Source organism: Ruminococcus sp., from assembly GCF_016283395.1.
In genome coordinates, this window is sequence record NZ_JAEEMU010000034.1 from 171,698 (window position 1) to 196,891 (window position 25,194).

Below are 25,194 nucleotides of genomic sequence, written 5' to 3' on the forward strand. Positions count from 1 at the left end.
ATAAGCCGTTAGCCTTTAGGCATTAGCCGTTAGCCGAAGGTGTTCGCTTACGCTCACATTATTTAAATTATTCGCCGAAGGCGACACATTGGCTAAAAGCTAAGGGCTAACGGCTAAAGGCTAAATTACACAGTAACTTCAATAGTTTAAAATAAAAAATATATTTGAAAGGTGAGTGTATTTTAAAAAAAATGAGACTAATATATAAATGGTATAATGTATAGGAGGCAGTAGCGTGAGTTTATTTATAAAAAACGAGATCGCCTTTCACGGAAAAGATCTGAAAATATACAGCGTCGGTGCTGCCATGTATCGTGATGCTTTTGCTGCTGTACAGGATATATTATTGCAGTCAGGCTGTCTTACAGTCTTTGAACAGCTTTTTGAAGCCACAGCAGTAGACAGGATAAAGAGCGATAAAGGCGCGAACAATTACGACAGATTTATGAAAGGTGACAATGACGGAATGACTGAGCTTATCCGCGAGTACAAGGACGGTCTTTCATTATATATTAACAGCATGGTACGCAATATCTGTGAAGCAGAGGAGCTTATGGAGGAGACGTTTGTCGAGCTTATAATGAAAAAGCCTAAGTATTCGGGAAAAAGCTCCTTCAAGACATGGCTTTATGCTATCGGCAGAAATATTACATATGATTATCTGAAAAAACGTTCAAAGAATTATGATCTTCCCATAGATGAGCTGTATGAAGTTTCAGATGAGGAAAATCTTGAAAAGTCATACATACAGCGCGAGCAGAATATAGCTTTATACAGAGCACTCAGCAAAGTAAACACGGATTACGGACAGGCATTGCATCTTGTATATATCGAGGGGCTTAGCATAAAGGAAGCTGCTCAGGTAATGAAAAAGACCAAAAAACAGGTCGAAAATCTTGTCTGCCGCGGAAAAAAGGCTATGAAAGCGCAGCTTGAGAAGGAGGGCTTTGTCTATGAAGGATTATATTCAGGTAAGTGAAAGCGTCTTTCGCAAAGCTGAGGAGCGCATGGCTGAGAAGAAACGCCGCTCAATGAAAATAAAGCGCAATACATTAGCTGCAACAAGTGCGGCTGCTGTGCTTGTGGTTGTGTGTATGCAGAATGAGAGTATCAGCAATGCAATAAAGTCGATACCTAAGTTCGTAAGCAGTGTATGGACAGGTGAAGAGCCTACAACTACACAGATCACTACGCAGCCTGTTACAACAACTGCTGTACATACCACAACATCGGAAATAACCACCGAGACTACTACAGAAACAGAAACGACAACTACTACCGAGACTGTTACTGCCGAACCTGTTACCGAACCAGCGACAACTACAGTTACAGAGCCTACTGATAATATGAAGAAGGTATACATGGTAGGTTTGGATACGAGGGTAGTTGAAGCAGATTATGATACCGTTACACTCAGCAACGGCTACAAGGTAAGCTTCATATACGGAGAATACGACCTTAGAGGCTTGTTCAAGGTCGATGACATAATATTCTACAGGTGCAGCTTTGCATACGATCAGAGCAGGAATATCTACTATTATCTTGACGGCTATTTTGAAGCCGAGCAGAGAACTATAGAGTCATCTGATGAAAACGGAGAGCCTGTTACCGAGGAGTTCAGAGGAGCTCCTATACCTGCCCCCGAGCCCGAAAACAAAGAAAAAGAGCTGCGTCAGCTGAAATACGATGATTCTGTACCTGCACTTGATTATGCGGATATACTTGCTGATCCGTCAATGCTGACATCAGGCGAAGGATATGATGATATGCCTATCATAAAGATAAAGGTGACAGGACTGAAAATAGCAGAAGCTGACGGTTACAATAAGAGATCAGAGGACGGCAGGAACTGGTACTTGTATTCAAATCTTACAGAAGGCATGGAAAATGAAGATGTATATAATTTGAAAGAAGGCGATGTGATAGACATGGTCGGATTTTTCAGATATTATAAAGATGAGGATACGTTAGATGCCAGTGATATCTATATCCAGAAGGTAAACTGATACTACGGGGCAAGCTATAACAATAAAAGGCAGCTGTTTTCAAGAAGCAGCCGCCTTTTTCATTTTATAACGAAATAAGTTTTATTCCTCGGGCTCTTTTATCTCGCCGACTATCGGAATAGGATCAATGCCCTGACGGGTATAATAATCGGAAAGAGCTGAACGAACAGCCTGTTCTGCAAGGACTGAACAGTGTATCTTTACAGCTGGGAGACCGTCAAGTGCCTCAACAACTGCCTGATTTGTCAGCTTGAGCGCATCGTCTATGGACTTGCCCTTGATAAGCTCTGTTGCCATTGATGAAGTTGCAACAGCTGCACCGCAGCCAAATGTTTTGAACTTGGCATCTGTGATTATATTGTCGTCGATTTTTAGATACATTTTCATGATATCTCCGCACTTGGCATTGCCTATCTCGCCAACACCGTCTGCATCCTCTATTTCACCGACATTTCTCGGATTTGAGAAATGGTCGAGCACTTTTTCACTGTATAACATATTTTTACTCCTTTATGCGTATTTTTGACCTTTCATCATTTTTTCCCATACTGGCGACATTGAACGAAGTCTGTCAACGACCTTGGGAATAACTTCAAGAATATAGTCCACGTCCTCATCTGTTACATTTTCCTCAATGGAAAGTCTCAGCGAACCGTGTGCAACTGCGTGTTCAAGACCTATAGACAACAATACGTGTGACGGATCAAGAGAGCCTGATGTACAAGCTGAACCCGAAGAAGCACATATACCGTTCATATCCAGCAGAAGCAGCAGCGACTCACCCTCGATACCCTCAATTGAGATATTGAGATTTCCCGGCAGACGTTTGTCCCTGTCACCGTTAAGGCGTGTATAGGGGAGCTTCAGTATGCCGTCAATAAGTCTGTTCCTGCGAGGAATTATAACTGCATTTTTACCAGCGATATCGTGGGTAGCAGCTTCGATAGCCACACCGAGACCAACAATTGCAGGAACATTTTCCGTACCTGCACGTTTTCCGCGTTCCTGACCGCCGCCGTGAACAAAATTCGGAAGTGCGATACCCTTGCGGACATAAAGAGCACCGATTCCTTTTTGTGCGTGTATCTTGTGTCCCGAAAGTGAAAGCATATCAATGCCCTGCTTATGCACATCTATATCAATGTGACCCACAGCCTGAACAGCGTCCGTGTGGAACAGTACGCCCTTTTCGTGGCATATGGCTGCTATCTCGTCAATAGGCTGGATAGTACCTATTTCGTTATTGGCATACATTATTGTGACGAGTGCAGTATCCTCGCGTATTGCCTTGCGAATGTCCTCGGGATCTAAAAGTCCCTTGTCGTTTACAGGGATATAAGTCACCTCAAAGCCGTGCTTTTCGAGGTATTCACAGGTGTGCAGAACAGCGTGATGCTCGAAAACGGAAGTTATGACGTGCTTCTTTCCCTTCTTAGCCATAAGCTCAGCAGTACCCTTTATAGCCCAGTTATCGGACTCAGAACCGCAGCTTGTGAAGTATATCTCCCTCGGTTCTGCACCGAGAGCTTTTGCCACCTTTTCACGCGCAGTCTCAACAGCTTTCTGAGCTTCTCTGCCAAGCTTGTAAATGCTTGAAGCATTTCCGTAGCCTTCACGGAAGTGGGGAAGCATAGCTGTGAGAACTTCCTCAGAAACAGCTGTAGTTGCAGCATTATCGGCGTATATGAATCTTTTTTCCATTGTATTCCTCCATATATAGTATATAGATATATCCTATCAACATACTATATTATAGCACAAGGCTTTACAAATGTCAAGCTAAATACTAAAAAAATTGCTGTGCCTAACTGTGGTATTCATACAGAAGCTTATATTTATTTATCGGTGAAAACCTTTCTGAGGAAAGGTTCTTCCCCGAACCCCTTTCCAAAGACTTTTATCTGATTTTTTCCCAGATAGGGCGCGTATGATAATAAAAAAGACCTGTAAGAATACAGGTCGCGCCCTATCTGGAAAAAAATAAAAACAGAAGTTTTCGGGAGAGAGTTTGAGAGAAGCCCCTTTTTCAAAAGGGGTTCTCTCAATAATTAGTATAAAAGTATCTATATCAGTATGACAGTTAAGTACAATTTATTTTTAATAATTCAGTTTTTCAGCGGTATATCCGTCAAGCACGGTCAGCATATCCTTTGCGACTGCCTTTGCTCCGTCAAGGTCATGGAGCAGGTAGTTTCCGCACTCCTTACGCTCAGAGCCGGGTATCTTGCCGCTGAAATCAGCCACAAAGCGGAAACTGTCCTGTACAAGGCGTATTGCCTGCTCAGACGATATATTGTCACGGAGTATCAGATAAAAACCTGTAAGACAGCCCATAGGTCCAACGTATATAACGCTGTCTGAGTATTCGCTGTTACGTGCATAAGTAGCAAATAAATGCTCGAATGTATGAAGTGCGCCGTTTGTGAGGTAATCGCCGCCGTTAGGCTTTTTCATGCGTATGTCATAGGTAACTGCATCACCGTCGATACGGGAGATGTACATCCCCTTTTCCAGCTTGTCGTGGTCAACTGTAAAGCTTGCAATAGTTTTCATATCCTCACTCCCTCGGCATTTTCTTTCTGATATCGTTAAGACGTTCAAGTGCCGCATTGAGTGTTTCATTCTTCTTAGCGTAGTGGAAACGGATATAGCGGTTCTCAGGCTCTTTGAAGAAGCTTGAACCGGGAACAGCTCCCACACCCACGTACTCAGCCAGCTTTTCGCAGAAAACGAGGTCGCTCTTGTAGCCAAATTCTGAAATATCGAGTAAAATATAATAAGCTCCCTGCGGAACTGTATGCTGTATGCCGATATCATCAAGTCCCTTTAAGAACAGGTCTCGTTTCTCGGTATATTTATCCTGCAACCACTTGTAATAATCGTCACCGAAGCGGAGTCCCGTAACTGCGGCTTCCTGCAAAGGTGCGGCAGCTCCGACTGTGAGGAAGTCATGGACTTTTTTCACTGTATCAATTATATTAGGCGGAGCTATAACATAGCCAAGTCTCCAGCCTGTGATAGAATAGGTCTTTGACAGGGAAGAGCAGGAGATAGTTCTCTCCCACATATCGGGAAGTGAAGCAAAATATATGTGCTTGTGCGGAGCATAAACGATATGCTCGTACACCTCGTCTGTGATAACGAATGTATCGTACTTCTTGGCGAGATCAGCGATTATCTGCAATTCTTCAAGTGTGAACACCTTGCCGCACGGATTGGACGGGTTACAGAGAATGAGTGCCTTTGGGTGCTGTTTGAAAGCTTCTTCGAGAACATCTGCATCGAAGCTGAATTCAGGCGGTATAAGCGGAACGTAAATAGGCTCTGCTCCCGAGAGTATGGTATCTGCGCCGTAGTTCTCATAGAAAGGGGAGAACACGATGACCTTATCCCCTGGGTTTGTAACGGACATCATAGCCGCCATCATAGCTTCTGTGCTTCCGCAGGTGACAACTATCTCGCCGTTTGGATCAATATTTCTTCCCATAAGGCGGGACTGCTTTTCGGCAAGGGCTTCACGGAAATTCTGAGCACCCCATGTTATTGAGTACTGGTGGAAGTCCTCTTTTGTTACCTGAGCAAGACGGTCAAGTATCTCCTTTGGCGGCTCGAAATCAGGAAATCCCTGTGATAGATTGATCGCGCCGTATTTATTTGAAATTCTCGTCATACGTCTGATGACGGAATCGGTAAAAGTCGCTGTTCTGTTTGAAAGCTGTGGCATATTTTCCTCCTTAAATAAAATGGGCGGAGAACCGCCCATTCAAATTCATAATTAAGAATTCATAATTCATAATTGCGGTATCGACTGCAGCGATGATATTTAATTATGCATTATGAATTATGCATTTATATATTATATCATCATTAAATGTTGTAGTCAATATTTCTTTCGTCGATAACACGTCTTGACTTGTGCTCTGAACGTGTATTCAGACCGCCGTCAGGGTGAACGACTACTCTTGCAGGCTTAACACCGATACGAGCCTTGAGAGCTGCACTTACCTCTGCTGCAACTGTATCATCGTCCTTGTCAACACCTGTTGCCTTCTCAATCTCAACAGCATACTTGCTTGTGAAGTCCTTCTCGAAGATACGAATGAGGTACTCACCTGTCAGGTCGCTCTGCTCGCGGATAACAGCCTCGATATCGCTTGGGAATACGTTAACAGCTGAAACAATGAACATATCGTCCTTTCTGCCGAGGATATGTATTCTGCCGTGTGTACGTCCGCATTTGCATGGTGTAGTGTCGATACGTCCGATATCGCCTGTCTTGAATCTGATAAGCGGACGAGCGTGTTTGCGGAGAGTTGTGAATACGAGCTCACCTGTCTGACCCGGTTCAAGAACTTCGCCTGTGTGGATATCAACTGTCTCAACGAGGATATGGTTCTCAGCGATGTGAAGTCCGTCGTGGTATTCGCACTGTGCAGCGCAGGCACCGAAAATATCGGACAGACCATAGAAGTCGAATACCTCAGCTCCCCAGATGTCCTCGATAGCCTTTCTTGTAGCGTCGATAGAACCGCCGAGCTCACCTGCAACGATTATCTTCTTGATGCTGAAATCCTTCTTTGGATCATATCCTGCCTTGAGAGCCTTTTCACCAAGCTGCCAAGCGTATGAAGGAGAAGTCCAGATAACTGTAGGCTGATATGTCTTTAAGATGAAGAGAAGTCTCTCGCTTGGGAGAGTACCGCCCCAGATACATAAAGCACCTAAGTTCTGCGCACCGATTACGTCAGGACCGCCAACGTAGAGTGAAAAGTTGAGGGCGTGAACGTAACGGTCATTTGGTCTCATTCCTATCTGCCAGAACCAGCGGCTCTCAGTATCCTGGAACTCATCAAAGTCCTTCTTTGTGAACGGGCTCATTGTAGGAACACCAGTTGAACCAGATGATGTTGATACGAACACTACGTCCTCCTCGGGAACTGCTGCGAGCTCACCTAAGAATGAGCCAACGCCCTGAGTATCACGCTGTGTTTTCTTATTGATGAAAGGAAGCTTCTCGATGTCTTTGAGAGTCTTGATGTCTTCGGGCTTTACGCCTGCCTCATCGAATGAACGCTTGTAGTAAGGAGCATTATCGTATGCGAATTTAACGATCTCCTTTAAGTCCTCAAGCTGTCTCTTCTGAAGTTCCTCACGGGGAAGAGTTTCAAGCTCTTCGTCCCAGAATTTGTTATTAATATCTCTGCTCATTGTTTTTATCCTCCATTATCATATATTTCATATCTGTTTGGTATGATTATATTATACAGCACATTTCTATATTTGTCCAATACCAATGGACTATGATGAGTTATAAACTGATTTTATAACTCGAAGTTCTTTTCAATAAACTCCCACTTCCTGTCACGGGAAGCTGTAATTATCTGTATATCGTCATCTGTAAGGTGCTTGAAGCGTCCCTGCTTTTTCAGATAAGCGGTCACGTCAGTGAACTTCTTTGGCTTGTGATTGAGCTTGAATGAGCCGTTTTCGTATTCGGCAAGATACCAAAGTCCGCAGTCAACGACTTCCTTTGCAATGTCAACTGTTGCATCGGGAGCAACTCCCCAGCCTGTAGGACATGGCGCGATAACGTGGATATACTTCGTACCCTGTATCTGTGAAGCCTTCTGCACCTTTGCAATAAAATCAGGCAGATAACCCACGCTTGCAGTTGCAGCATATGGGATATCGTGTGCTGCAGCGATCTCGAACATATTCTTCTTCGGACGGATATTACCGTGGATATTCGAGCCTGCGGGAGTAGTTGTGGTCTTTGCACCGAATGGAGTAAGTCCACTTTTCTGTATTCCTGTATTCATGTAGGCTTCGTTGTCGTAACAGATGTAGATGATGTTGTCGTTGCGGTCGATAGCTCCCGAAAGAGCCTGTATGCCGATGTCGGCAGTACCGCCGTCACCTGCGAAGCCGACTGCTGTGAAGTCCTTGTAGCCTCTTGCACGGAGACCTGCCTCAACGCCTGTGAGCATGGAAGCTGTACCTGCAAATGTGGAGATTATAGAATTGTTTGAAAAGCAAAGCTGCGGAAAGTTGAAGCCTACCGCTGACATACAGCCGGCAGGCAGTACAGATACCGCATTAGGTCCGAGGACTTTCAGTGCAGCTCTTACTGCAAGACTTCCGCCGCAGCCTGCACAGGCTTTGTGTCCGTAGAAAAATTCTTCCCTTGAAATGCTTTCTGCGACCTTATTTGCCATTATTCTCGCCTCCTATGCCAATAAAATTGACACTTTCCGTGCCCTTTGCAATGCTTGTGTAAATGTTTTCAATATCGCCTGCGGAGATGTTTCTTCCGCCGAGACCGCCGATGAAGTTATATCCCTTAACGTTCACACCTGACTTTTTCAGCGCGGAGTTCACATTAGTAAATACTGTTCCCTCATTGCCGAAGCTTACGTCTTTTTCGAGTACGGCATAAGCCTTGACATTTTTCAGAACATCGGCTATCTCCTTGTTCGGGAAAGGTCTCATGTAGCGTATGCGAACAACGCCAGCCTTTACGCCATGCTCGCGGAGCTTATCCGCAGTTTCACGGCACAGACCTGCGATACTGCCAAGTGTAACGATGATGTATTCAGCATCCTCGGTGCGGTAATTCTCGGTCAGTCCGCTGTATTTTCTTCCGAATATGTCAGCGAATTCCTTTTCGGTCTCTCTGATGACCTCAGCTGCCGCAAGAAGTCCCTTATGCTCTTTATATTTGAATATGTAATTTGTATCAGGACCTGCGGAGAATGCCATATTCTTCGGATTATCGAAGTCTATGCGGTTATCTGTCTCATAAGGCGGCAGAAACTTGTCTGCCTGCTCGTGAGAGGGGATATCCACAGTCTCGTATGTATGAGTGAGGACGAAGCCGTCCAGATTTGCCATATACGGAGTCTGTACACGGTTATCCTCAGCGATCTTATAGCTCATGAGCGCGAGATCCAGAGCTTCCTGTGCATTCTCGGCATAGGACTGTATCCAGCCGCTGTCAAGCTGTGAAAGGCTGTCGCGCTGGTCGCCGTAGATGTTCCACGGGAGAGCAGTGGAGCGGTCTGCGTTCATCATAACTATAGGGAAGCGTCCCCCTGCTGCGTAGTAGAGACATTCTGCCATGTAGAGAAGTCCCTGTGATGATGTGGCTGTGAATGCTCTTGCACCTGCGGCACTTGCTCCGATAGCACATGAGAGCGCGGAGTGTTCTGACTCAACGTGAACGTACTCGGCTTTGAGACTGCCGTCCTCAACCATTTCTGAAAGACGCTCAACGACTATAGTCTGAGGAGTTATTGGGTAGGCTGAAATGACCTGCGGACGTGCAAGGCGTATGCCCTCGGCAAATGCCTCGTTGCCTGATAAAAATTTCTTGCTCATTTGCGCTCCGCCTCCATTTCTATTGCCTTTATTTTACATATCTTAGCACATATTCCGCAGCCCTTACAGAAGTCATAGTCAATGGCTGCCTTGCCGTCTTTTACTGATATAACGCCGTCGGGACAGTAGAGGTAACACTGCTCACAGCCAACGCATTTTGCATTATTGATAACAGGTCTGATGCTTCTCCAGCCGCTGTTGACAGTGGTGAGATAGCCTGCCTCGAATGATGTATTCTCGGGAACTTCCGCAAAGGTGAAGTCCTTTTTCTCTCTGATGTAAGGTCTCATTCTGCCACCTCCTGCACAGCTTTAAGAAGTGCGCTGATGTTGCGCTCCTGTATTTTTGCAGGCATATAGCCCTTGATAGCTTCAACTGCTTCATCTGATGCGACAACTCCCGAAAGTCCGACGAGAAGTCCGAACATGACGGTATTTGCAGTTGGAATTCTGAACTCAGCTGCGATGCTGTCAGCATCGAATGTGAGAGCTCCGTTGATATCGTTCTTGGAGTTAACGATGATTTTGCCTGTGGATTTGAGAAGTCCCTGTAGCTGAGGACTGTAAAGCGTATCGTCGATAATAACGATGTAGTCAGCCTTTTCGGTCTGGCTTCTGTCACCCACGGGCTTTGTATCAAGCTTTGTGAAAGCCCTTACAGGTGCGCCTCGTCTTTCGGGTCCGAATGAGGGGAAAGCGAGTGCGTACTTGTTATCATCATCTATGGTATATGCTGCTCCGAGGAGTTTAGCGGCAGTGAATGCACCCTGTCCGCCGCGTCCTAGCCATAATACTTCTGTCATAACAGTTCTCCTATCATTTTAGTATGAATTAATTATACACCTCTCCGCATATTCTGTCCAATACAGGACTTTTATGCGGAGCTATAGGTTTAGTCTATACCAAGATACGCCTTTATCTCACGGATATAAATTTCCGCCATTTCGCTGAGAATAACGTTTTTTAGCGTGATATAGCCTATTTCCATTACTTCGTCAGACTCGTCCTCGAAAGGCACTGCGATATAATCATCTCCGTTGAGTTCCTCGCAGATAATGCCCGAGCACAGGGTGTATCCGCCCAGACCTATCATAAGATTGAGCATTGTTGCGCGGTCGTTAGCCTTGATAGTGCGCTGATAATCAGCAGTGCTAAGCAGCTCCTCTGCTAAATAGAATGTACTGTTATCGCCCTGCTCAAAGGAAAGACATGGGTAGTCGGCAAGCTGCTCAAAGGTTATTTTTTTCTCCTTAGCGAGTGGGTGACCTTTCCAGAGGTAAACGAAAGGACTGCACTTTGTCAGTGTATGGAATTCAAGACCGTTTGAGTGGAGCAGCTTTGTTATGGACTTGCGGTTGAAGTCGTTGAGGTAGATAATGCCTATCTCGCTCCTCATGGTGGCAACATCGCTGATGACCTCGGCAGTCTTTGTTTCGCGGACTGCAAATTCGTACTCCGCAGTATCAAACTCCTTGACCATTTCCACGAACGCCTTTACAGCAAAGGAGTAGTGCTGAGTTGATACACCGAACTTCTTCTTGACATTGCCCTTGCCGCTGTATTTTTCGGCAAGAACATCGAACTGTCCTACTACCTGACGTGCGTACTGTACGAACTCAACTCCGTCATTAGTCAGAGTAACACCGCGTCCGCTGCGGTTGAATATCTTAATGCCGATCTCCTTTTCAAGCTCCTGTACCGATGAGGTCAGGGAGGGCTGTGATACATAAAGCTGTTCCGCAGCCTTGTTCATTGAGCCTGTTGAAGATATTGCAAGTATGTATTTAAGCTGCTGTAAAGTCATTGTTTACCTCCGTTTTATTCTCATTTGAGGATTTTCGGGACGTCGAGGACTCCCAACAGGAGCCGCGACCCTCTGTCCTTCGTACATCTCCCTACACTGTAGGGAGTCGCCGTCCCTTACAATTTATTTCAATCCGTCCGTGTCAGCTGACACCATAATTATGCATTATGAATTATGCATTACGAATTATTCAAAGAGCCCTGTGCTGAAATAGCGGTCGCCGCGGTCAGGGAATACAGTGACGATATTACCCTTTGCGCCGCTTTCTATGAGTTTGAGCACCGCTGCCATTGCTGCTCCCGAGGAAGAGCCTGCGATGATGCCCTCGGTCTTTGCAAGAAGTCTTGCGGTACTGAATGCTTCTTCGTCGTTCATTTTTATAACATCGTCCACAAGGGACATATCCATAGTATCTGCAATGAAGTCGTTGCCGATACCCTCTATGTTGTAGTCAGAGTGCTCTCCGCCGCCCATAGTCGAGCCCACGGGATCAGCAAGTATGCCCTTGGTTTTGGGATTTCTCTCCTTGATATAGCGGAGTATACCTGTGTAAGTACCGCCGCTTCCTGCACCTGCCACAACGTAGTCGATGTGACCGTCAAGAGCTTCGTATATCTCACGACCTGTAGTCTCGTAGTGTGCGAGGGGATTGCTCTGGTTCTTGAACTGCTCCAGCGAAATGGAGTCGGGTATCTGCGCCTTTATTTCCTCAGCCTTTGCGACTGCACCAAGCATACCAAGCTCACGGGGAGTATTCACGACCTCTGCGCCAAGTGCGCGGAGAAGAGACTGTTTCTCTGCCGAGAATTTTGTAGGAACTACGAATATTATCTTATAGCCGCGGTTAAGTGCCGCAAAAGCTATTCCGAGACCTGTGTTGCCTGCGGTAGCTTCAACGATAGTGCCGCCTTTTTTTAGGAGTCCCTTTTTCTCGGCATCGTTTATCATGTACAGACCTGTGCGGTCTTTCACGCTGCCCGAGGGATTGTAGAGTTCAAGCTTTGCAAAGACGTTCACGCCTTCACTTTTCGTAATATTTCCGAGCCTTACAAGGGGAGTATTACCGATGAGTGCCTGCATTGAATCATAGTATCTCATATCTATTATCTCACTTTCTCTCGGATTTTGCAATAGCCTGTTCGATATCTGCTATAATATCCTCATTATTTTCGATACCCACTGAAAGACGGATAAGTCCGTCTGTGATGCCGACTTTCTTGCGTATATCAGCAGGGATAGAAGCGTGTGTCATTGTTGCAGGGTGGCATACAAGTGACTCCACACCGCCGAGGCTCTCAGCAAGAGATACAAGCTCAAGGCTCTCGAAGAAAGTGTTTATATCGTAGTTCTCATGGAGCTCAAAAGAGATCATCGCGCCGCCGTTCTTAGCCTGCTTTTTGTTGATCTCATAGCCCTTGTCGCTTTTGAGTCCGGGGTAGTAGACGTTCTTCACAGCCTTGTGGTTCAGGAGATACTCCGATACCTTTTCTGCGTTCTCAACGTGTCTGTCCATGCGTACTGCAAGAGTTTTTATACCGCGGATAAGCAGGAATGAATCAAATGGTCCGAGGACTCCTCCTGTTGAATTCTGAATGAATGCGATTTTCTCTGCAAGCTCGGGAGTGCTTACTACTGCAAGACCCGATACAACATCGCTGTGACCGCCGAGGTACTTTGTTGCGCTGTGTACGACTATATCTGCACCAAGTGAAAGAGGCTTCTGCAAATATGGTGTCATGAATGTATTGTCAACGATAACGAGAAGTCCGTGCTTGTGTGATACCTCTGCAATTGCCTTTATATCGGTAATTGTCATAAGCGGATTTGCAGGGCTTTCAATGATGACTGCCTTAACGTCATCTGTTATCTGGCTTTCGTAAACATCAGGGTGCTCGGTGTCTGCAATAGTGTAGGTGAAGTCAAAGTGGTCGAACACCTTGCTCAGCAGGCGGAATGTACCACCGTATACGTTGCTGGAAATGAGCACTCTGTCTCCGCTGTGGAGCAGACTGAGTACTGCTGTGAGGGCAGCCATTCCCGAGCCGAAAGCAAAGCCTGCATAGCCGCCCTCTAAGTCTCTGATGAGAGCTTCGAGAGCTTCACGGGTAGGGTTGCCTGTTCGTGAGTACTCATAGCCGCGCATTTTTCCGAGACCGTCCTGCTTGTATGTGGAAGTCTGATATATCGGCACATTTACTGCGCCTGTACGTTCGTCAATGGAGATACCTCCGTGGATAAGTGCTGTTTCTGTATTTTTAAAATTACTCATAATTATTCTCCTTTTTTAGCCATTAGACCTTAGCCTTTAGCCGTTAGCTTTATCGGAACGCCGGGGGCGGCGTTCCCTACATTTTATTTAGATCCGTCCGCGTCAGCGGGAACAATAATTACGCATTACGCATTACGAATTCAGAATTATTCGTAGTCATAGCCTGCGGTGTATGTTGCCGATATCAGGCTGACGTTTTCAAATGCTTTCAAGTCGTCCTGTCGTCCGTCGAAGTACTCTTTCTGCACCTTCTCGGGCGGCATATATGTGTCTATCTGGAAGCCGAGGGAGTATAGTGCGCGTGAAACTTCACTGTAATCGTAACCGCCGCGCATGACCTCGCCAAGGGCTTCCGTCATAAGTTCGAGCCTTTCGACTCTGCGTGGGAATTCTCCCGTTTTTATAGGATAGTCAAATACTACCGCACTGCCCAGAGCTGAGAGCTCAGCCATTTGTTTCAGCGTATCCGTGAACACATCAAGCGTCAGGTAGTAGGTAACTCCAAGTATGCTGAAAAAAGTCTTTTTTGAGGAGTCAAAGCCCGCTTCAAGCAGCTTGTCACACATTCGCTCCTTTTCGAAATCAACAGGTACATAATGTACATTCGGACGCAGATTCCATTCAAGCTCTTTTATTTTTTCAAGCTTGTAACGCTGAGTATCGGGGTGATCTATCTCGAATATCTCGATATTCTCATTGTCGTTGCGGAATGAAAAAGTATCCGAGCCCGCTCCGCAGATGACGTACTGGACTTTTCCGTTTTCCTTTGCGAAGTCTGCAAGTCTGCTCTCGTTGAAGTGTATTCTTGACAGCGGTATGGGAGCGAAATATTCGCTTATTATCTGCTCGGTGTCCTCACGGGAGAACTGATGCGAGCCGTCAAGTCCGCTGCTGATAAGTTCATAAATGCTGTCATATTCCTCCTTGCCAAGCATATCGTAGGCAAGGTAATCATCGTATATTTTCTGGTGCGAACGGTTTGAGTGCCATGCTCTCACGAACGCACATATTTTAGCTGTAACGCTTTCTCTTTCATTGACCATAGTAACCTCCGTAATATAAAAAAGCGCAGAATGCATAACACATTCCACGCATATCAGCTTAGCCGAACTTACTTAATGACATCAGAAAAAGCGCAACATCGCTGAGCATAAGTAAGCAGAATGCGTGGTGAGATCATATTACACATACAACAACACATGGTATAAGTTTTCATGTTCAGCCGTCCTTTCTGTTAAACCCTGTAATCCTATCGGAACTATATGAATTATAGCATGGTTAGCCTATTTTGTCAATAGGCTAAGACTATATTCGGCGATAGTTATAGAATTATCCTATTAATCTTATAGTCTTTGTAGAATATGTAGGGGCGCTTTTGGCAGTTCGCAGGTGGTTAGTTATTAGTGCATAGTGAGTAGAGAGTAGTAAATAGTGAGTAGAAAGTAGATTGTAGGGCGAGTGACCCTCGCCCGTCAATTACGCATAAACTTCAAATGACAACTGTAGGGGCTGGCGTCCTCGACAGCCCGAGCTTTACGCTGCAAGAGGGAAAGAGTACAACAAATAAAAAAGCCAAAGAACGAATGATCATCGCTCTCCGGCTTTATCATTTTATATTTATTTTTCATTGTAGTACCTTTTTTAGTCCACCGCTTAACAAGCTGTGCCGTAAGCGATGTACAATTATCAATTCTCATAATTGTAAGCGAGCTTGCGAGCGTCAACGTGGCAAGGGGGCGCAGGCTCTGCGCTTATCGTTTCCACCTTAAAAGACGGTTCTGGAGCTTGTTGAACAGGAATGTAACTGCAATTACTACGAAACCGATAACGAGAAGTCCGGTAATAGTGCGAGTATAGTCTCCGAAGTCAGAGTAATACTTCACATAGTAGCCCATTCCGTCTCTTGCACCTATCATCTCGGCAGATGTAAGGAGTATGAATGATACGCTCAGACCCTGATTGCAGCCGAGGAATATCTGCTGTAATGAAGCAGGAAGTATAACTCTGAACAGCATCTCAGGCTTGCTTACGTTGAGTACCTTTGCCGAGTCGATTATCTTCTTGTCAACTCCGAGCACACCGCTCATTGTACCTGCAAATACAGGCCAGAATGTTGCGAGGAAGATAACGAATACGGATACGGACTTGAATGTGGGGAGAAGTGCTATACCGTAAGGTATGTAAACTATAGGCGGTATTGAGCTGAAGAACTTTGTGATGTATGTGGCAGCTCCGCCTATTCTTGCGCTCCAGCCAATGAAAAGTCCGAGAGGAACAGCTACTGCAACTGCAATAAGGAAGCCCTTGATAGTTGTACCCAATGAGCTGATGATATTTACCCATATCTTATCCTTATCCTCAACGAACTGGTGTATAACCTTACCCGGTGCAGGGAAAAGCAGGTCGTTCAGCACATTGTATTTTGCTGTAGCAAGTGACCATACCGAAAGGATAACGAATACAAATCCTGTAATATCAAGCAGAAGAGCAAGTGCTTCTTCTTTTTTTATGAATGGAGATACTGCAAGTACGAGTACTTCAAGTCCGATAGCAAAGGTAACAAGCGAGCTTGTAAATACGTCCTTTGTGGACTTGTTCGGAAGAAGCTGTATCAGCAGCAGTACTATGAAAAGCAGGTGAGTGATACGGAGATAACGCTTTGTAAATGTCATAGTACCACCTCATCTCCGCCGATACGCTCGGCAATATCGCTGTAAAGAAGAGAGAGCAGCTTATTTCTGAACTTGCCGTATTCATCGGTCTTAACTAAGTCATCGCGTCTGCGAGGACGGTCAAAAGGTACGTTTACAACTTCGTTTACTGTACCGGGGTGAGCTGTGAGGACTACTATCTTATCGGAAAGAAGTATAGCCTCGTCAATGTCGTGAGTAACGAATACAACAGTTTTGCGCGGCTCTGAGCCGTCGCCCTCCCAGAGTTTAAGGAGAAGATCCTGTAAAATGACACGGTTCTTAGCGTCGATAGCACTGAATGGTTCGTCCATGAGAAGTATCTGTGTATCCATTGCAAGTGCTCTTGCAATAGCTGCACGCTGCTGCATACCGCCTGAAAGCTGTGAAGGATACTTGCTGCCGAAGCCTGTAAGTCCTACCTTTGTGAGGAATTCGTCAGCTATCTTAGCGCGTTCACTGCGCTTTACATCATGTCTGGACTGCTTTATGCCGAACTCTATATTCTTTCTTGTAGTCATCCACGGGAACAGTGAATAGTGCTGGAATACTACTCCGCGCTCTGTGCCTGTGCCGTGAAGCTCCTTGCCGTCTATCTGTACTGTGCCGCCGGCAGGGGCATAAAGCCCCTCCAGGACACTGAGCAGAGTTGATTTACCGCAACCGCTTGCACCGATAACGCTTACGAACTCGCCGTCAGCAACGCCGAATGAAACGTCGTGGAGAGCGTTGAAGCTGCGCTTGTTTTCTATGTAATTTACGGTAAGGTCTTTTATCTCAATCTTATTCGTAGTCATTGAAATGCTCCTCTAACGATTTATAAATATCATCAGAGTTCTCAGCTAAGATACTGTCAAGTGCATTCTTGTATATATCTGTATTGTAATATGGTTCGATGTCGTAATCGTTTGTATATCCAAGTTCTATGATAGTATCTTTAAGTGTGAGAGTACCCTGCTTGTCAGGATCGGGGCTTGATACACTGTATCCGCCGTAAACCTCTGTGTCTATGAACTCCTCGTCAATGTCGATGTACTTCTTAACGTCCTTGATAGTCTTGTCATGTTCGGACTGAGTGAAGTGATAAGCCTTGATGAATGCTCTTTCAATAGCAGTATATGTATTCGGGCTGCTGCTGAGAGCCGATGTCTTGGCTACCTGACGGCAGCATGGCTGGTTCTTGAGTGCTTCCTCATGTGCGCAGTAGTAAACTACCTTGTAGCCCTGTGATTTTGCAAGTGAAGCGTAAGGCGAGTATACGGAAGCAGCGTCTATGGTATCATTCAGGAGAGCTGCATAAGCGTCCTTCTGGCTGTCGAAGTAAACGATGTTTACCTTGTCCTTGCCTTCGCCTATCTCAATATGTGCATTCTTCAGAAGTATCTGGAGCTCTGCGTCCTGAACGCTGTTCTTTACGGAAGCAACATTTCTGCCCTTTAATACTTCTACGCCAAGTTCGTCCTTGTCAGCGAACTGTGACTTGATAACATAGCCGTGACCGTTTGTCATTGCACCGCCGAATATTGAAACGTCATGTCCCTGACTCTGGAATGTAAGTGTAGGAACTGAACCGATGAATGCAACGTCAAGCTTGTCGGACTCAAGTCCGTTTACCAGCTCAGCAGCACTGGAGAACTGTGTAAGTGTAACTTTAAGTCCCTCTTCCTTGAAGTAGCCCTCCTCCTGTGCAACGAATGCGAGCAGATGAGCTGTAGAGTTGAGGTAGCCGATGTTGATGTCGGTCTTTTCGGGCTTTCCGAGAACTGCCTCTGCACTGTCGCCGCAGCAGTCCTTTGTTTCTTCGGCAGCTGATGCATCAGGCTGAACAGCTGTCTTTGCCTCTGTGTTTGTCTCAGAGCTCTGAGAGTTGTTATTGAATGCACCGCAGCCTGTAAGTAAGGAAAGAGCTGCAAGTGCGGAAACGATCTTAAACTTATTCATATTTATCACCTTTCAAATCTTAAATTCAAATCAAACTTATTTTATACACGAATACATCAGCAACATCGCATTCGCTCCGAATTGGTGATAGTTCTGTAATTTTTCATGTTCTTTTCACTCCTTGTTTTTGTTTGCATACTAATCATATCATACCTATAGGAATTTGTCCAATACAAATGGACTATTGTTTTCTATAGGCAATACCTATAGCCGAACAGCAAAAGGCTCTCAGTAAAAACTGAGAGCCTTGCGTTATACTGGCAGTTCGCACTTATTAATATTTTTGATAGAATTCCTTTGTAAGCTCATCGAGGTATTCAACGTCATCAGTTACGATTTCATTGAACTTTTTGTTCCATTCTTCTTCCGAGCATTTTTCACCGTTGATGGAATAGCTGATATTTTGATCTTCGACAACCATTTTGAATTCGTATAAAAGAGTAATACTGCCGTCATCGTTCAGCTTGTATATCTGATGTTTGTCAAAATCTTCAAGACATTGCGATATGATGATACCGTCCTTATTATTGAAGTGTGTCTGTATAAGCTTTGAACTGATTTCCAGTTTTTGATATTTTCCGTTTTGTAATGAATAAAGTTCGGAAACATTTGGAAATGGAGACTCGGGATCGTCTGTGTGGTACTGTATAAACAGCTCGGGAATATTATCGCCGTTGATGTCGTATTCGCAATAAAAAGCGTCAGTTATGTTGTCATCGGCATTGTCGATGAATTCGTCCATGCACTGACCGATAAGATCTGCGTGAGCATCGCCGTATTTCAAGCCGTCAGCAGTCTCACCGTAAGCGGTATTGCAGTTTGAGAGCTTGTCAGCAAGAGCCTGGGCAGTTTCAGCATCAAAGTTGCCTGTTATCATGAATCTACCGTTAAGTATAGAGCTGTTGACTGTAGGTGCAGAAACACATTCACCGTCTACCCATATGGATATGGGAGTACCTGTGCCTGCAAGTTCGGCGGTGACCTGAGAGAATATATCAGCTCCCTCTTGGTCAAGCTCACCGTTGATCACATATTGTCCGTCACCGTTTGCGTCGGGCATATAACTCATTGAAGCCTTTTTAATACTCTTTCCCGTTAGTACAACAGGACTTTCGGGACTGTCACCCTTGCGGAAGAAAACTTCATGCTGTTCGATGACATCACCTGGCAGAGAAGTCGGTTCTTCGGTAACAGTAGTTGATTCTACATCAGAACCGTTGATACCGCCGTTTCTGTGCAAAAGAGCTGCACCGCCTGCGATACCGCCTACAATAACTGCACAAGCTGCAACGGAAGCAAATATCTTCCACATGGTACGCGGACGATAAGGCTCAGAACCGCTTACGGTATCCTCGTTATGGTCAGTAATGTCATTATTTCTTATATTGAACTTTCTTTTGCTCATTTCCAGTATTTTTTTCTTGTCATCGCTGCTTACAGGAGCGACTTTTTCGGAAAGAGACTCTAATTCGCTGAGTTCGGCATTTTCGATGATACCGAAATCCACTTCTTTGTTGTTGTCTTTCATAATTCTGCCTCCTTCAAAGATATATCGAGTTCAGTCAGCTTATCTTTAAGCCGTCTTATGGCTCTTGAGCATCTTACCCTGACAGCGGCAGGTTCAAGGGAAACAGTTTCTGCGATTTCCTTTGAGTTCAAGCCGTAGTAGTATTTCTGTATAATGATAGTTGAATCGGGTTCTCCAAGCTCATCCACCAACCGCAGGAGAGTCCTGCGAAGCTCCGAACGTTCGGCATTATTGGCAATATCGGTATCATCGCGGACATTATCCGCATCACCCTCTTCCAGCGAGACAGTCCTGCCGCTTTTAGATGTAAGGCTGTGGAACATATTTATGGATTTCCTTATTGCAACTGTGCTTATGAAGCCTTTTATACTTTCGTTCTGTCCTGAGTTTTTAGCGAAGTAAGTGAATATATCCGCGAAAACATCGCTGACACATTCTTCGATATCTTCCTTTGTCGCGCAGCTTCTCAGCTTGTTGAAAACGATAGTATAAACGTAGTTGAAATACTCGTCGAACAGCGTGTTCTGAGCTTCCTGCGGAGATTTTTTGAATAGTTTTTGATAATCCTTATCTGTCATGGCAGATCCCCCTTTATGTGAAAAGTAGTTATGCGCATTTCCGCTTTCATAATATATACTCAAAGTGAACAGATAAAGTGCAACAAAAAATATTCTATCACATAAATAAAAATAAATCAATCCTGTAGAGGTGACCAATTGTCATCTGCATATTTATCTTATGAAAACATAAAAATAACGGCGCACGAATGTGCACCGTTAGTAATGTAATTATTTATCAATAATATGGGTATTCATCAGGATTCTGTTCGACAATTTCCGCATTATGATTTTTTTCAGCATAGAATGTTTCAGCGTTCATTCGATCTCCGGGAAGATCGCCAAGTTTTCCGCTGTTGTATATAGGATTACCGTTGCCAATATACTTATCATATGTGTTTACAAATTCGCCGTATTCATAATAACCCTGATAATTGAATTGTGCAACATTAGTAAACGAATTATCGCTGTCGAATTTTATTTTACGTGTAAAGTTATAACCTGATTTGTCCTCAAGATAAAGGCATTTATCCTCCTGATTGTAAGTCATCCATGCAGCGTCGATATAAAGAAGAGTTTCAGCGTCTGTGACGCATCCTTTTACTGTTGGAGCTATGAAATCATTTCCGTCATAGATAAACATTATTGTTCTTGCTAAGCTTTCGCCTCTCATATCATATGAGATAAAGAGCTCAGGAACTGAATCGCCGTTGATATCGCGCATATCAGCCTTTATATCCCATATAGGAACTAAATTTACCTGTATTTCATCTGCCTTGTATTTAGTACCATAACCGTAGAAGTTCTTCTCATTCATAAACCTATCCATAGCTCTTTCAAAAGCGGCATTGAGCTTTTCCTGAGTGATCTCGGTAGGGTCTATGGAGTCGTATTTTGATATCCATTTCGGGTCAATATCAGTTGCAGATACAGCTGTATTATTTGCAGGAGTTTCGTTATTAATTGCGGCTGTAGTATTTTCGGCAGAAGTAGCATTGGCAGTTGTTGTATCTGTAACAGAAGTCTTTGTAGTTGCTGTGTTTTTAGTTGCAGTAGCTGTACCTGTTGCGGTCGCAGTTGTATTTACAGTAGTTTCTGAAACTATGGTTGTAGTCGCCTTTTCAAGGGGCTCGGGAGTATAAGGTGAGACACCCTTGTTTCTGCCCAGCATATAAATGCTTCCGCAGACGATTGCCAGTACAGCGGCAGAGCTGAGAGCAGTATAGATTATTCTTGAGATGCCCTTGCGGTTGTAGTTTTCAACGCCTGTAACAGCGTCCTCATTTTCTGATATATTTCCAATTATTTGTTCTTTGTAAAGCATTTCTTTTTCCTCTTTGTATTTTTTATTTGTGATCTTCAGCATACGATCTCTTGCAGATTTGTCTATCATCATATTATCCGCACCTATCTTTTCAAGGTCATTGATATCGGAGTTTTCAAGGATATCAAATCCTATTTCTCTGTTATCCTTCATATATTTCCCTCCTTCAGGTCATATCCTTCCGCAGAAAGCAGTTCTTTAAGTTTTTTCAAAGCCCTGCTGCATTTTACTCTTACAACGGAAGGGGACATACTGTGTTTTTGTGCTATTTCGGTAGAATTCATATTGTAATAGTATTTCTGTATCACCATTGTGGACTCAGGCTCACCGAGACTTTTTATGAGCCTCAGCAGGAGACTGCGTGTTTCGGAGCGTTCCGCATTTTCTTCCATGCGTTCACTGTCTGCAAATTCTGTAGTTTCGTCCTCGATATAAACAGTGGAATTGCTTTTGGAAGAAAGCTTTCGGAACATCTGTATAGCCTTTCTGCTTGCAACAGTTCCGATAAAGCCTTTAAGGTCTCCGTTGAATTTTCCTTCTCTGTCATAGCTTATAAATACTGCGGAGAAAGTATCTCCAACACATTCCTCTATATCCTCGCGGGTTCCGCAGCTTCTGAGTTTATTGTAAACTATAGCATATACATATTTGAGATACTCGTCGAACAGAGCAGTCTGAGCTTCCTGCGGCGACCTTTCGTACATAGTACGGTATTCATTATCTGTCATATTACCACCTCTTCTGAGTTATTAGGTTTATTATAAAGCTTCCGATTGGTTTGTTAAGTGCTTTCATAAACCTTACTTGCAAAAAGCTTTTTAAGTGTAACAAAAAATCGAAAAAAATTTTTTTGTATCAAAAAAAGTTCGCTTATCACCTCTTTGGGTTGATTTTTGTTTATATAAAGCGTCCGATCGGGGAAACCTGTTTGTCAGGTTATGTGTGCTTTCATAAACCTTACTTGCAAAAGCTTTCGCAAGTGTAACAAAAAATCAAAAAAAATTTTTTATATCAAAAAAGTCCGCAAAATGCAGACTTTAGATGTAGTTATTCTTCAAGGAATTTCAGAGCTTTTTTATATTTTTCAAGTCTTGCGAAGTCCTTTTCAGTAGGGCAGGGAATACGTGAAATGTCCATATTATGCCTTATATCAGCCATTTTTACATTTCTTGCACATTCATCGAGCTTTATTTTTTCAAGATATTCCTCATATGAGATATCATCGGATTTTGTAAGCAGTTTTATGGAATTTACTATTTTCGGAGTAAATCCCATTTCAAGCAGGTCATCAAATGTAGTGGGAGTATCCTCGCATACATCGTGAAGATATGCAGCTATTTTGTACTCGGTGTTTTCAAGCTGAGCGGCAACTGCCTGAGGGTGAGTAAAATAGGGATTTCCGCCTTTATCGAACTGCCCTTCGTGTTTCACGGCAGCAGTTTTTTCTGCAAGCACTAAAAGTGAGTCGAGCTTTGTGCGCTGTTTATCAAGAAGATCGAGTGCTTCCTGCACTGTAATTTCAGTGCAGCTGTCAGTAATAACAGAAAGAATCCATTTTTCTTCGCCAAAACTGTATCTTAATGTTTCATTATCATCTGTAAGTTTAATGACTTCATCTTCGAGCCTGAAATACTTCATGATCCACTCTCCTATATTAATATAGAAAATTATACCACGATAAAACGGAAAAGTAAAGAACCGCACTGCTGTTAATTTTATCTGCTTGACTGCATTGAGGCTATGCTGTATAATAGTATAAAATAAGTTTAGCAGGAGTGGATAATGTGGAAAAGGTAAGAAAACATCTTATTTTCTACGGATATGTACAGGGAGTTGGATTTCGCTGGAAGGCAAGCCACACAGCTCGCAGATTAGGCATTTCCGGCTGGGTGAGGAATCTCTCTGACGGCTCTGTTGAAATGGAAGCGGAGGGTACGGAAAGGGACATTGCAGACCTTATAGAAGCCCTCGAAAATCATTCATGGGGAAGTATCGAAAGCATAGACGAAAAAAATATCCCTATACACGGGGATTACAGCTTCGATGTTGTATAGGAGTGATGTAAGTGGATAAAGCCAAAACTAAAAAAACAGTCGGAATAATTGTCGATATAGCCATGTATGGGCTGCTTTTAGCACAAATGCTGTACGTATTTACGGGAAATACAGTCCATGAAGTCCTTGGAATAGCCTTTTTTGTGTGTCTTGTAGTGCATATATTTTTCAAGCGAAAATGGTATGCAACTTTGTTCAACGGCACAAAAAAGCCTGTACCTCGCAGAATATTCAATATCTCAACGGTATTGCTCATGCTTTGCTGCATTACTCTCATGATAAGCAGTATGGGCGTTTCAAGGCTTATTTTTCCGTGGTTCAGAGCTTTGGGAAGCAGTGACCTTCACAAATATCTTGCCACAGCTGTACTTGCACTGTCTGTATTTCACGGCGGTATGCGCGGCTATATCAGGGCGAAGAAAAAGAAAAAAGCAGGTATTTTTATCGCTTTGGGAACTATAGCTGCGGCTTCTGTGGGACTTGCCCTTGTGCCTTATCTCAACCGCCATTTCAAATTAGTGGACATAAGTCTGAATGAGACTGTAGACGGCGAAAAAGTACAGCTCAGCGAAAAGCCACTCGTTGTGTACTTCACAAGAGTTGGCAATACGGATTTCGATGAAGATGTGGACGCAGTTTCGGGAGCTTCTCTGCTGCTTGCAGACGGTGAACTTATGGGCAGTAATCAGCTGCTTGCTGAGATGATAAAAAATGCGGCAGGCTGCGAAACTAAGGCAATAACAGTGACAGGAAAGAAGTATCCGTCAAGCTATGGAAGTACGGTTTCCGTATCGCTGAAGGAGCTTCGCAAAGACGCCCGTCCCGAAATAGAGCCTATCGACATAAGCGGCTATAATTCGGTGATACTGGTTTATCCGCTTTGGTGCGGCACTGTTCCCATGCCTGTGGCAACATTCCTTGAAAGCTGTGATCTCAGCGGCAAGAGGCTTTATCTTGTTGCAACTCAGGGCAGCAGCGGCTTCGGAAGCAGTACCAGGGATATACGTAAAATGGCTAAAGGCGCGGATGTTGAAGAGGTCATGAGCATTTACTGCGATGATATCCCGTATTCAATGGAACGTCTTGTAAAATGGCTGAAAGAAGCCTTTAACTAATTGTAAGTGCGTTAATGTTACTTGCTGCTCTTTTCGGGCGAGCGGAACTCGCCCCTACAGTGCGTCCTGAAAACTAAGCACTAATCACTAAAATATAATGAAAAAGCCCCGAACATTGTTCGGGGCTGAATTTGTATATTACATTAAAACGCCGTGCTTTTCGTAGTCTGCAACCTTGATTATCTCATTATTGTCGCCTACAAAAACTACCTTCGGACGATGAGCCTTTATTTCTTCGGGAGTCATTGCTGCGTATGCCATGATGATAACATGGTCGCCTTTCTGTCCTGCACGGGCTGCTGCTCCGTTGAGACAGATAACTCCGCTTCCGCGTTCACCTGCGATGACATAAGTCTCGATACGGCTGCCGCTGTTGACATTAACTACGTGAACGTGCTCGTATTCGTAAAGTCCCGAAGCTTCCATAAGCTCCTCGTCAATAGTTATGCTGCCGACGTAGTTGAGTTCAGCCTGAGTTATGACAGCGCGGTGTATCTTGCTTTTGAGCATTGATATTTCCATTGCTGCCT

Annotated in this window: 26 protein-coding genes; 4 read left to right on the forward strand and 22 right to left on the reverse strand. The window is 44.3% G+C overall.

All coding sequences use genetic code 11. From position 1 onward, the window contains the following. Nucleotides 1-235: 235 nt before the first annotated feature. Nucleotides 236-979 (forward strand): RNA polymerase sigma factor, encoded by a 744-nt coding sequence (locus tag QZZ41_RS04010; protein WP_295068487.1) that lies wholly within the window; start codon nucleotides 236-238, stop codon nucleotides 977-979. Beyond that, nucleotides 954-2,006 carry a hypothetical protein gene (locus QZZ41_RS04015; RefSeq protein WP_295068489.1) on the forward strand — a complete coding sequence of 351 codons (1,053 nt, stop codon included), beginning with the start codon at nucleotides 954-956 and terminating at the stop codon, nucleotides 2,004-2,006. Before QZZ41_RS04010 ends, QZZ41_RS04015 begins: the two co-directional genes overlap by 26 nt. A gap of 81 nt (nucleotides 2,007-2,087) precedes the next feature. Here the strand turns inward: QZZ41_RS04015 and nifU are convergent, their stop codons facing one another. From nifU to QZZ41_RS04120, 21 genes are all read right to left on the reverse strand, one after another. Next, the gene (gene nifU, locus QZZ41_RS04020; protein WP_074717589.1) at nucleotides 2,088-2,504 is read right to left on the reverse strand and encodes a Fe-S cluster assembly scaffold protein NifU; all 417 of its coding nucleotides are present in this window, start codon (nucleotides 2,502-2,504) and stop codon (nucleotides 2,088-2,090) included. 12 nt (nucleotides 2,505-2,516) lie between these two features. Next, the gene (gene nifS, locus QZZ41_RS04025; RefSeq protein WP_295068495.1) at nucleotides 2,517-3,707 is read right to left on the reverse strand and encodes a cysteine desulfurase NifS; all 1,191 of its coding nucleotides are present in this window, start codon (nucleotides 3,705-3,707) and stop codon (nucleotides 2,517-2,519) included. Nucleotides 3,708-4,103: 396 nt separating this feature from the next. After that, nucleotides 4,104-4,559 carry an S-ribosylhomocysteine lyase gene (locus QZZ41_RS04030; RefSeq protein WP_295068498.1) on the reverse strand — a complete coding sequence of 152 codons (456 nt, stop codon included), beginning with the start codon at nucleotides 4,557-4,559 and terminating at the stop codon, nucleotides 4,104-4,106. Between the two features lie 4 nt (nucleotides 4,560-4,563). After that, nucleotides 4,564-5,730 (reverse strand): pyridoxal phosphate-dependent aminotransferase, encoded by a 1,167-nt coding sequence (locus tag QZZ41_RS04035; protein ID WP_295068501.1) that lies wholly within the window; start codon nucleotides 5,728-5,730, stop codon nucleotides 4,564-4,566. Nucleotides 5,731-5,873: 143 nt separating this feature from the next. After that, a complete protein-coding gene (locus QZZ41_RS04040) occupies nucleotides 5,874-7,214 on the reverse strand; it encodes a phenylacetate--CoA ligase family protein (protein WP_295068504.1) in 1,341 nt (446 codons plus the stop codon). Nucleotides 7,215-7,327: 113 nt separating this feature from the next. Next, a complete protein-coding gene (locus tag QZZ41_RS04045; RefSeq protein WP_295068506.1) occupies nucleotides 7,328-8,221 on the reverse strand; it encodes a thiamine pyrophosphate-dependent enzyme in 894 nt (297 codons plus the stop codon). Further along, the gene (locus tag QZZ41_RS04050) at nucleotides 8,211-9,383 is read right to left on the reverse strand and encodes a transketolase C-terminal domain-containing protein (RefSeq protein ID WP_295068508.1); all 1,173 of its coding nucleotides are present in this window, start codon (nucleotides 9,381-9,383) and stop codon (nucleotides 8,211-8,213) included. Before QZZ41_RS04050 ends, QZZ41_RS04045 begins: the two co-directional genes overlap by 11 nt. Further along, on the reverse strand, nucleotides 9,380-9,673 hold the full coding sequence (locus tag QZZ41_RS04055) for a 4Fe-4S binding protein (protein ID WP_295068510.1): 294 nt from the start codon (nucleotides 9,671-9,673) through the stop codon (nucleotides 9,380-9,382). Before QZZ41_RS04055 ends, QZZ41_RS04050 begins: the two co-directional genes overlap by 4 nt. Beyond that, nucleotides 9,670-10,185 carry a 2-oxoacid:acceptor oxidoreductase family protein gene (locus QZZ41_RS04060; RefSeq protein ID WP_295068512.1) on the reverse strand — a complete coding sequence of 172 codons (516 nt, stop codon included), beginning with the start codon at nucleotides 10,183-10,185 and terminating at the stop codon, nucleotides 9,670-9,672. The genes QZZ41_RS04055 and QZZ41_RS04060 overlap by 4 nt, the downstream gene beginning before the upstream one ends. An 89-nt stretch (nucleotides 10,186-10,274) precedes the next feature. Beyond that, a complete protein-coding gene (locus QZZ41_RS04065; protein ID WP_295068514.1) occupies nucleotides 10,275-11,186 on the reverse strand; it encodes a LysR family transcriptional regulator in 912 nt (303 codons plus the stop codon). Between the two features lie 186 nt (nucleotides 11,187-11,372). Then, nucleotides 11,373-12,284 (reverse strand): PLP-dependent cysteine synthase family protein, encoded by a 912-nt coding sequence (locus QZZ41_RS04070; protein ID WP_295068516.1) that lies wholly within the window; start codon nucleotides 12,282-12,284, stop codon nucleotides 11,373-11,375. A 10-nt stretch (nucleotides 12,285-12,294) separates the two neighbouring features. Then, nucleotides 12,295-13,455 (reverse strand): aminotransferase class V-fold PLP-dependent enzyme, encoded by a 1,161-nt coding sequence (locus tag QZZ41_RS04075; RefSeq protein WP_295068517.1) that lies wholly within the window; start codon nucleotides 13,453-13,455, stop codon nucleotides 12,295-12,297. Nucleotides 13,456-13,601: 146 nt separating this feature from the next. After that, on the reverse strand, nucleotides 13,602-14,498 hold the full coding sequence (locus QZZ41_RS04080) for a class I SAM-dependent methyltransferase (RefSeq protein WP_295068519.1): 897 nt from the start codon (nucleotides 14,496-14,498) through the stop codon (nucleotides 13,602-13,604). A 708-nt stretch (nucleotides 14,499-15,206) separates the two neighbouring features. Then, nucleotides 15,207-16,127: an ABC transporter permease gene (locus tag QZZ41_RS04085; protein ID WP_295068521.1), complete on the reverse strand. Its 921-nt coding sequence runs from the start codon at nucleotides 16,125-16,127 to the stop codon at nucleotides 15,207-15,209. Next, entirely contained in the window at nucleotides 16,124-16,942 is an 819-nt protein-coding gene (locus QZZ41_RS04090; RefSeq protein ID WP_074717616.1) for an ABC transporter ATP-binding protein, read from the reverse strand. Before QZZ41_RS04090 ends, QZZ41_RS04085 begins: the two co-directional genes overlap by 4 nt. Beyond that, nucleotides 16,929-18,086, reverse strand: a complete 1,158-nt coding sequence (locus QZZ41_RS04095) for an ABC transporter substrate-binding protein (RefSeq protein ID WP_295068523.1) — start codon at nucleotides 18,084-18,086, stop codon at nucleotides 16,929-16,931. Before QZZ41_RS04095 ends, QZZ41_RS04090 begins: the two co-directional genes overlap by 14 nt. A gap of 274 nt (nucleotides 18,087-18,360) precedes the next feature. Then, nucleotides 18,361-19,614, reverse strand: coding sequence for a hypothetical protein (locus tag QZZ41_RS04100; protein WP_295066605.1), 1,254 nt, complete (start codon nucleotides 19,612-19,614; stop codon nucleotides 18,361-18,363). Continuing rightward, complete coding sequence (locus QZZ41_RS04105; protein WP_295066607.1) at nucleotides 19,611-20,192, reverse strand: sigma-70 family RNA polymerase sigma factor; 582 nt, start codon at nucleotides 20,190-20,192, stop codon at nucleotides 19,611-19,613. The genes QZZ41_RS04100 and QZZ41_RS04105 overlap by 4 nt, the downstream gene beginning before the upstream one ends. A gap of 217 nt (nucleotides 20,193-20,409) precedes the next feature. After that, entirely contained in the window at nucleotides 20,410-21,648 is a 1,239-nt protein-coding gene (locus tag QZZ41_RS04110; protein WP_295068524.1) for a hypothetical protein, read from the reverse strand. Next, nucleotides 21,645-22,223: a sigma-70 family RNA polymerase sigma factor gene (locus tag QZZ41_RS04115; RefSeq protein WP_295068525.1), complete on the reverse strand. Its 579-nt coding sequence runs from the start codon at nucleotides 22,221-22,223 to the stop codon at nucleotides 21,645-21,647. The genes QZZ41_RS04110 and QZZ41_RS04115 overlap by 4 nt, the downstream gene beginning before the upstream one ends. Nucleotides 22,224-22,542: 319 nt before the next feature. Beyond that, nucleotides 22,543-23,133: an HD domain-containing protein gene (locus tag QZZ41_RS04120; protein WP_295068527.1), complete on the reverse strand. Its 591-nt coding sequence runs from the start codon at nucleotides 23,131-23,133 to the stop codon at nucleotides 22,543-22,545. 146 nt (nucleotides 23,134-23,279) lie between these two features. Here QZZ41_RS04120 and QZZ41_RS04125 point away from each other — a divergent pair, with 146 nt between their 5' ends. Both QZZ41_RS04125 and QZZ41_RS04130 read left to right on the forward strand, forming a co-directional pair. Beyond that, nucleotides 23,280-23,549, forward strand: coding sequence for an acylphosphatase (locus QZZ41_RS04125; RefSeq protein ID WP_295068529.1), 270 nt, complete (start codon nucleotides 23,280-23,282; stop codon nucleotides 23,547-23,549). An 11-nt stretch (nucleotides 23,550-23,560) separates the two neighbouring features. After that, the gene (locus QZZ41_RS04130) at nucleotides 23,561-24,664 is read left to right on the forward strand and encodes a flavodoxin (RefSeq protein WP_295068530.1); all 1,104 of its coding nucleotides are present in this window, start codon (nucleotides 23,561-23,563) and stop codon (nucleotides 24,662-24,664) included. A 138-nt stretch (nucleotides 24,665-24,802) separates the two neighbouring features. Here QZZ41_RS04130 and panD read toward each other — a convergent pair whose 3' ends face one another. After that, entirely contained in the window at nucleotides 24,803-25,186 is a 384-nt protein-coding gene (gene panD, locus QZZ41_RS04135) for an aspartate 1-decarboxylase (RefSeq protein ID WP_295066632.1), read from the reverse strand. Nucleotides 25,187-25,194: the final 8 nt, after the last annotated feature.

What these genes read in the sequence shown, in the direction of transcription:
- QZZ41_RS04015 (WP_295068489.1), top strand. Translation starts at nt 954, where the DNA reads ATGAAGGATTATATTCAGGTAAGTGAAAGCGTCTTTCGCAAAGCTGAG.
- nifU (WP_074717589.1), bottom strand. Translation starts at nt 2,504, where the DNA reads ATGTTATACAGTGAAAAAGTGCTCGACCATTTCTCAAATCCGAGAAAT.
- nifS (WP_295068495.1), bottom strand. Translation starts at nt 3,707, where the DNA reads ATGGAAAAAAGATTCATATACGCCGATAATGCTGCAACTACAGCTGTT.
- QZZ41_RS04030 (WP_295068498.1), bottom strand. Translation starts at nt 4,559, where the DNA reads ATGAAAACTATTGCAAGCTTTACAGTTGACCACGACAAGCTGGAAAAG.
- QZZ41_RS04035 (WP_295068501.1), bottom strand. Translation starts at nt 5,730, where the DNA reads ATGCCACAGCTTTCAAACAGAACAGCGACTTTTACCGATTCCGTCATC.
- QZZ41_RS04040 (WP_295068504.1), bottom strand. Translation starts at nt 7,214, where the DNA reads ATGAGCAGAGATATTAATAACAAATTCTGGGACGAAGAGCTTGAAACT.
- QZZ41_RS04045 (WP_295068506.1), bottom strand. Translation starts at nt 8,221, where the DNA reads ATGGCAAATAAGGTCGCAGAAAGCATTTCAAGGGAAGAATTTTTCTAC.
- QZZ41_RS04050 (WP_295068508.1), bottom strand. Translation starts at nt 9,383, where the DNA reads ATGAGCAAGAAATTTTTATCAGGCAACGAGGCATTTGCCGAGGGCATA.
- QZZ41_RS04055 (WP_295068510.1), bottom strand. Translation starts at nt 9,673, where the DNA reads ATGAGACCTTACATCAGAGAGAAAAAGGACTTCACCTTTGCGGAAGTT.
- QZZ41_RS04060 (WP_295068512.1), bottom strand. Translation starts at nt 10,185, where the DNA reads ATGACAGAAGTATTATGGCTAGGACGCGGCGGACAGGGTGCATTCACT.
- QZZ41_RS04065 (WP_295068514.1), bottom strand. Translation starts at nt 11,186, where the DNA reads ATGACTTTACAGCAGCTTAAATACATACTTGCAATATCTTCAACAGGC.
- QZZ41_RS04070 (WP_295068516.1), bottom strand. Translation starts at nt 12,284, where the DNA reads ATGAGATACTATGATTCAATGCAGGCACTCATCGGTAATACTCCCCTT.
- QZZ41_RS04075 (WP_295068517.1), bottom strand. Translation starts at nt 13,455, where the DNA reads ATGAGTAATTTTAAAAATACAGAAACAGCACTTATCCACGGAGGTATC.
- QZZ41_RS04080 (WP_295068519.1), bottom strand. Translation starts at nt 14,498, where the DNA reads ATGGTCAATGAAAGAGAAAGCGTTACAGCTAAAATATGTGCGTTCGTG.
- QZZ41_RS04085 (WP_295068521.1), bottom strand. Translation starts at nt 16,127, where the DNA reads ATGACATTTACAAAGCGTTATCTCCGTATCACTCACCTGCTTTTCATA.
- QZZ41_RS04090 (WP_074717616.1), bottom strand. Translation starts at nt 16,942, where the DNA reads ATGACTACGAATAAGATTGAGATAAAAGACCTTACCGTAAATTACATA.
- QZZ41_RS04095 (WP_295068523.1), bottom strand. Translation starts at nt 18,086, where the DNA reads ATGAATAAGTTTAAGATCGTTTCCGCACTTGCAGCTCTTTCCTTACTT.
- QZZ41_RS04100 (WP_295066605.1), bottom strand. Translation starts at nt 19,614, where the DNA reads ATGAAAGACAACAACAAAGAAGTGGATTTCGGTATCATCGAAAATGCC.
- QZZ41_RS04105 (WP_295066607.1), bottom strand. Translation starts at nt 20,192, where the DNA reads ATGACAGATAAGGATTATCAAAAACTATTCAAAAAATCTCCGCAGGAA.
- QZZ41_RS04110 (WP_295068524.1), bottom strand. Translation starts at nt 21,648, where the DNA reads ATGAAGGATAACAGAGAAATAGGATTTGATATCCTTGAAAACTCCGAT.
- QZZ41_RS04115 (WP_295068525.1), bottom strand. Translation starts at nt 22,223, where the DNA reads ATGACAGATAATGAATACCGTACTATGTACGAAAGGTCGCCGCAGGAA.
- QZZ41_RS04120 (WP_295068527.1), bottom strand. Translation starts at nt 23,133, where the DNA reads ATGAAGTATTTCAGGCTCGAAGATGAAGTCATTAAACTTACAGATGAT.
- panD (WP_295066632.1), bottom strand. Translation starts at nt 25,186, where the DNA reads ATGGAAATATCAATGCTCAAAAGCAAGATACACCGCGCTGTCATAACT.